This is a genomic window from Streptomyces sp. UH6 (genome assembly GCF_013421635.1).
Classification (GTDB): Bacteria; Actinomycetota; Actinomycetes; order Streptomycetales; family Streptomycetaceae; genus Streptomyces; species Streptomyces abyssomicinicus.
Genome location: NZ_JACADT010000004.1, coordinates 36,166 through 42,625, shown reverse-complemented (window position 1 = coordinate 42,625; position 6,460 = coordinate 36,166). Strand labels below are relative to the sequence as shown.

General features: G+C 70.2%; 4 protein-coding genes. All 4 read left to right on the top strand.

Annotated elements, in window-relative coordinates:
• Positions 1-740 precede the first annotated feature (740 nt).
• The 4 genes from HW445_RS00955 (at position 741) to HW445_RS00940 (ending at position 6,451) form a co-directional block, all read left to right on the top strand.
• Positions 741-1,064 carry a hypothetical protein gene (locus tag HW445_RS00955; protein WP_180219099.1) on the top strand — a complete coding sequence of 108 codons (324 nt, stop codon included), beginning with the start codon at positions 741-743 and terminating at the stop codon, positions 1,062-1,064.
• A 20-nt stretch (positions 1,065-1,084) separates the two neighbouring features.
• Positions 1,085-3,745 carry a DEAD/DEAH box helicase gene (locus tag HW445_RS00950; protein WP_180219098.1) on the top strand — a complete coding sequence of 887 codons (2,661 nt, stop codon included), beginning with the start codon at positions 1,085-1,087 and terminating at the stop codon, positions 3,743-3,745.
• A 43-nt stretch (positions 3,746-3,788) separates the two neighbouring features.
• Positions 3,789-5,498: a Helicase associated domain protein gene (locus HW445_RS00945; RefSeq protein ID WP_308798040.1), complete on the top strand. Its 1,710-nt coding sequence runs from the start codon at positions 3,789-3,791 to the stop codon at positions 5,496-5,498.
• A 125-nt stretch (positions 5,499-5,623) separates the two neighbouring features.
• Positions 5,624-6,451 (top strand): TnsA-like heteromeric transposase endonuclease subunit, encoded by an 828-nt coding sequence (locus HW445_RS00940; RefSeq protein WP_308798038.1) that lies wholly within the window; start codon positions 5,624-5,626, stop codon positions 6,449-6,451.
• Positions 6,452-6,460 lie beyond the last annotated feature (9 nt).

Here is a 6,460-nt window from a genome sequence, read left to right as displayed (position 1 = left end):
GGGTGTTGCGCTCCCGCTCCGCGGGAGCGCTGGCGGGACGCGGAGCGTCCCGCTCACCAGGCCCGCTTCGCGGGCCTGGTGACGCTCCGTCCGCTGCGCTTCCGGAGCTGCGGGGCTTCGCCCCGCCGGAACTGGGCTTCGCTTTGCTCCGTCCTGGGCCGGCGGGTCCGCTGCGCTCCCCCGCCTCAAGGGCCCTTCCGACTGCGCCTCCAGGCCCCAGGGACCCGCTTGCGCGGGCCTGGGTAGCTACGAGGATCGGGGGTCGCTCGTTCGTGTCGGGTTCTAGTGTAGTGGCTGCCTCAGATAGATGCATCATGTATCGTTGGCAGAAATATGGGACACCCGCCAGTCACTCGGGAATCTCCCAAGTTTCGAGAGGATGGCCAGATGGCCGGTCACCACGAATCTACCGGACCAGGTCCCGCGCTGAGCAGCGATTCGACATGTCGGGTGACGCAGTATCAGACGGCGTGTGTGAACGCCCGGTTGAGACTGTTCGCGCTCCTGGAGCGCCGGGCGTGCCCGCGAGTGAGGCGGACGACCTGGTGGCCGGGGCGCAGTGCGAGGTGGTGGAGCTGGACTGCATGGCGCCGGCTTCTCGGGGTGTGCTGTGTTCGCGGACGGCTGGGGCGAAGGCGTGCTGGCGGTGAGCGAGGCCCTGGGGGCATCGCGGGCCGGGACCGGCCACGGCGCGGCGCCGGTCGGGCGGGGCGACTGAGCTGGCCGTACATTTCGCGGACGTGAGGCAGCGTGAACGAGCGGATCTGGTGCGGCTGGAGGGGTTCGTCCGGGAGTCCGCGCTGCCGCGCGCCCGTGCGCACACCACGGCTCGGCGCCGGGTGCTGGAGGTGCTGGGCGAGGCCGGCGGTCTGTGTACGGCGCGGACGGTGAACAGCGACGAGGTCTACATCCTCGGCACGCTCGGTGTCGGGCATTACGACCCGGACGACCAACCGCCCTTCAAAAACGGAAAGCCCGGCTGGCAGAGGGCGGGTGCGTCGATCTGGAACGGCTCGGGTGCGGCCTGCATTCCGCACGCGACCATCGAAGGACCACGGAAATAGGAATCGGGGAGGGTTTGGAAATGGTTTTGATTCCGCTCAAGGAACACCAGGTCGACCAGAAATTGCGCTTTCGTAACTGGGTCGGATTTCCTGCAAGATCCTTTGTGCCTCCGGAGGGGGCGCGTGCCATGGGGGTGTCCGCGACCGGGTCCGGTAAGACGATCACCACCGCTGCGTGCGCTCTGGAGTACTTCCCGGAGGGGCGGATCCTCGTCATGGTGCCCACGCTGGACCTGATCGTGCAGAGTGCCCAGTCCTGGCGGCGGGTCGGGCACCGGGCGCCGATGGTCGCGGTCTGCTCGGTGGACAAGGACGAGGTCCTGGAGCAGCTCGGAGTGCGCACCACCACCAACCCGATCCAGCTCGCCCTGTGGGCCGGGACCGGTCCGGTGGTCGTGTTCGCCACGTACGCCTCCCTCGTGGACCGCGAGGACCCCGCCGACGTCACTGGTCGCCGGACTGTCCCTGGGCCGTTGGAATCGGCTCTGGCGGGCGGGGAGCGGCTGTACGGGCAGCGGATGGCTCCGTTTGACCTGGCCATTCTGGACGAGGGGCACATGACGGCCGGAGACATGGGGCGGCCGTGGGCCGCGATCCACGACAACAGCCGGATCCCTGTCGACTTCCGGCTCTACCTGACCGCCACCCCGCGCATCCTCGCCGCGCCCCGGCCGCAGCGCGGGCGGGACGGGCGGGAGCTGGTCATCGCGTCGATGGAGGACGACTCCCGCACCTACGGCACCCGGATTTTTGATCTTGGGCTGGCGGAGGCGGTGGAACGCTCGATCCTCGCCGGTTTCGAGATCGACGTGCTTGAGATCCGCGACCCCGACCCGGTCCTCGGCCTGTCCGAGGACGCGCTGCGCGGCCGGCGCATGGCCCTGCTCCAGGCCGCACTGCTGGAGCACGCGGCGCAGCAGAATCTGCACACCACCATGGTGTTCCACCAGCGGGTCGAGGAAGCCGCGGCGTTCGCCGAGCAGATGCCGGCGACGGCCGCCGAGCTATACACCGCTGAGGCTTCCGCGGCGGCGCTGGCCGAGGCGGAGGAGTTGCCCGCGTCGTCGATCGACGCAGAGCTGTACGAGCTGGAGGAGGGCCGTCACGTGCCTGCGGACCGGGTGTGGGCGGACTGGCTGTGCGGGGACCATCCCATCGCGCATCGGCGTGCGGTGATCCAGCGGTTCGCAAACGGCATCGACGCCCAGAACCGGCGGGTGCACCGGGCGTTCCTGTCCTCCGTACGCGCCCTCGGGGTCGGGGTCGACATCACCGGCCTGCGCGGGGTCGAGGCCGTGTGCATCGTCGGCTCCCGCAGCTCCCAGGTCGACATCGTCCAGAACATCGGACGCGCCCTGCGCCCCAACCCTGACGGCAGTGTGAAGACGGCGCGGATCATCATCCCCGTCTTCCTCCAGCCCGGGGAGGACCCAAAGGACATGGTCGCCTCCGCCAGCTACCAACCACTCGTCGACATCCTCCAGGCCCTGCGTTCACACTCGGAACGCATGGTCGACCAGCTCGCCTCCCGCGCCCTGACCCGCGGCGCCGAACGGCGGCGTATCCACGTCCGGCCCGCCCCCGCGGCCGGCCCGGAGAACGGGGACATGCCCGAGGAGAGCGGCGAGGCGCAGCAGGAGGTCGACCGGGTCACCTCGGTCGTGGTCAACTTCGCCTCCCCCCGCGACGCCGCCGACATCGCCGCCCTCACCCGCTGCCGCGTCATCCGCCCCCAGTCCCTCGTCTGGCTCGAGGGCTACCAGGCCCTGGTCCGGTGGCGTGCCGAGAACGGGATCACCGGCCTGTACGCCGTGCCCTATGACGTCGAGACCCAGGTCGGCACGACGAAGGGCTATCCCCTGGGCCGGTGGGTCCACCAGCAACGCCGCGCGCACCACGCAGGCGAACTCGGCCCCCACCGCAAAGAACTCCTCGACGATGCCGGAATGGTGTGGGAGCCCGGCGACGAAGCGTGGGAGAACAAACTCGCCGCGTTCCGCTCCTATCGGCGCGCGCACGGGCACCTCGCACCCCGGCAAGACGCGGTGTGGGGCGAGGGCGAGGCAATGGTGCCCATCGGGCAGCACATCGCCAACCTGCGCCGCAAGGGCGGCCTGGGCAAAGACCCGGAACGGGCCGCAGAGCGCGCGGCGCAGCTGGCTGCGATCGACCCGGACTGGAACTGCTCCTGGCCGCTCGACTGGCAGCGGCACTACCGCGTCCTGGCCGACCTCGTCGACGCCGACGGCGTCCTGCCGGCCATTGACCCCGGGGTGCTGTTCGAGGGCGACGACATCGGACGATGGCTCACGCGGCAAAGAGAAGCGAGCACCTGGACACAACTCTCCGCCGAACAACAGGAACGACTGACCGCGCTGGGTGTGACGCCCGTCGAACGGCCCGCTCCAGCCCCCGCGGCCAGTCGCGGGGCGAAGGGGCCGAGCAAGGCGCAGCAGGCGTTCCAGCGGGGCCTGGCGGCTCTCACCCAGTGGGTCGAGCGAGAAGGCGCCCACCGGCCCGTGCCGCGCGGCCACGCTGAGGAGATTGCAGTCGACGGCGAAGCAGACCCGGTGATCATCAAGCTAGGCGTGTGGGTATCCAACACCCGCTCGAGGCGGGACAAACTCACAGCGGAGCAGCTGGACGCACTGCGGGGGCTCGGCATGGAATGGGCGGCGTAGAGGCAGTGGGATGCCTGTGCCGGTCGCGCACGCCGGTGAAGCTGTGGAGTGGCAGGTGACGGATTCGTTTTCCCCATGGCTGGCCGGGGTCGTCCGGATGGCCCCGCTGGCAGGTGAAACGACGATGTCCTTCGTGAACCGGCTGGCCGCTCGCTACAACGTCACCGTGACGGGCTTGTTGTCTGCGATGGCGGGCCCTGGCGTGCGTGGTGTCTGGGGAAAGGGCTGTCTCGTCGGCGAGGTGTTCCTGGCGCCCGCGGTGCGGCATCGGCTGGCCTCCCTCTGCCGGGTGCCGGAGTCGCATCTGTCCCGCGCGCTGCCTTCTTGGGATGAGGGCGCTGAGGCGAAGGCGAACGGTGACCAGCCGAACGTGCGCTTCGCGTCCGGCAGCACAGTTCCTGCCGTCATGCTGGGATGCCGACTGTGCACGGCGGCCCGGACAGGCGCTGCGTGTTCTGCCCGTCTGTACTCCGCCCTGCGTTCGAGGATCTGCATCAGGCATCAGTGCTGGTCCCTCGACTCACTAGCGCTGGACAGAGTCACGCTGGTCGAAGGCCAGGTGAGCCTCGCCGGGCTCCCGGAGGTGATGCGTGCGCATCAGCGCCTTCTGCCGCTGCTGCGCCGTAGGGGCTCGTGCGAGAACGCTTTTGCCGTGGCCCAAGCGGTCGTTGCCTCCTGGTGGAATGGTCCCTGGCCCGTCTCCTGGCGACGGACGTATCACCGCGCCCTGGTGCACGTTCGAAAGCATGGCCTCGTCGACGCCACGGCAGGATTCCCCGGCACCAGTCTCGCCTTGGGCGAGTGGCTCCATGAGCAGTGTTCCCGGTACGACGACCTCCACGTGGGCCAACAACGCCTGCTCGCAGATCTCGGAATCCGGCCCGCGCACGCCCGCTCAGCACACCCTCGCCGCAAAAGCCTGGCTCTGGCCTTCGCGGCCGGCCTGGACTACGCCCGAGCCTTTGCCGCCGTCCACGGCCACCTCGCCACGTCCAAGAGCACGCGGCAGGACGGTTTTCCTCTTGGGCAATGGCTGATGAGTCAACGCAGCCGGGCCCGTATGGCGGAGAAGGAAACCGACCGGAGCCGTGCACTGTCCGCCATCGACCCGTGGTGGAACCCGCCGTGGCCCATGGCATGGCAACGCGCCTACCACCACGCCCGCAAGCAGTGCGGCAGCAATCAGCTGCTGGTGCCGGGGGACGGCTTCGCCAGGGTGGGGGCGGCTGCCGCATCATGGCTGTACGCGCAGCGCGCGCTGTTCGAAGAGCTCGACCCCCGCCAGCAAGATCTACTGCGGGAGATCGGCATCACCGCCGAGGGCGCGCAAGCCCGGCAGACCGCGCGGTACCACCCCACCGGCACCCGGATCGACTTCGCCGTGGGCTTGGCCCATGCCCGGGACTACGGCGGCGTTCACGGCCACCTGGCGCTGCCGCACCCCGTTCAGCACAACGGGTTCCCTCTGGGCAGGTGGCTCGCCGGCAAACGCGGAGAGGCCCGAGCCCACGCGCGCCGCACACCGGCTCCGTGGCCGGGCATGCAGGCCCTCGCCGCTCTGGATCCGTGGTGGCTCCCTCCGTGGGCGTTCGCCTGGCAGCGCGACTACCACCGTCTGCGCCTCCTGCTCGCCGCCGGCCTCGAACCACCGCCCAAGCTGCGCTCCTGGATCAGTGAGCAGCTCGCCCAACGCCACACCCTGTTGCCCGGCCAGCAGCAGCTCCTGCAGGAACTGAAGGATCTCCCGGTCTGACCACGGTGCGGCACGGTATCGCGGCCGCCGTTCACCCATTCGGGTGGCGGATCCGGATCACGGCGTTCAGCAGCCCGCCATGGACTTGGCTGTTGAGTGTGGAGGGGCACGAGCACAGCAGGCGGGTGCAGCAGGCTGCCGCAGGGGGCGACGGTGCGGGAATCGAGGCCGCGTTCGTCACGGCCGCCGGGCGGTTGACGCAGTTGCCGTGGGATCAGGCGGCGGCGGCGGTGCGGTTCGAGGACCTCGCGCCGGTATCCGCGTTTCCGGTCGTCCCGGGCCGCCGGTGGGGGCCGGGCTGGTGGTGGTCGGAGACCACTGGACGGCACGTCGTACACGGTTCGGCAGCGATGCGCACCCAGCTGATGGTTCTGGACCGGGACCCGGACGTGACCGGCCTGGCCGCCCGTCCGGTACGGCTGCTGTGGCGGGATACCGAGGGGCGGGTGCGCTCGTGGGTGCCTCAGCTGTTCGCCCGGTACGCCGACGGCACCGGCCTGCTCGCCGACTGCCCTTCCAGCCCAGCTGCCGGTGGAGACGGGGCGCAGCGTGCGCGGATGGTCCTGGAGGCGGCGTGCGCGCGCGTGGGCTGGTCATATCGGCGCCTCGAGCCGCCTCCCCCGGTGGTGGCGGCGAACCTGCGATGGCTGGCCGGCTATCGCCACCCACGCAATCAGGGGCCGCCCGGGCTGCGGGCCGCGTTGGCTGAGGCGTTCGCCGGGCTCCGGCCGCTGGCCGACGGCGCAGCCGCGGTGGGTGATCCTCTGCAAGTACTGCCGGCTGTCTATCACGCGCTGTGGTGCGGGCATCTGACGACGCCTCTTGATGAGCCGTTGCACGAGGAGACGCTGGTCTGCGCTGACGCAGAACGTGGTGGTGGGGGCGTCGAAAAGTCGCTGGGCGCCGGGGGCGGCCGAGGAAGGGGTGAGCGCAGTGGGCGGCACACACGGTAAAAGCCAGCG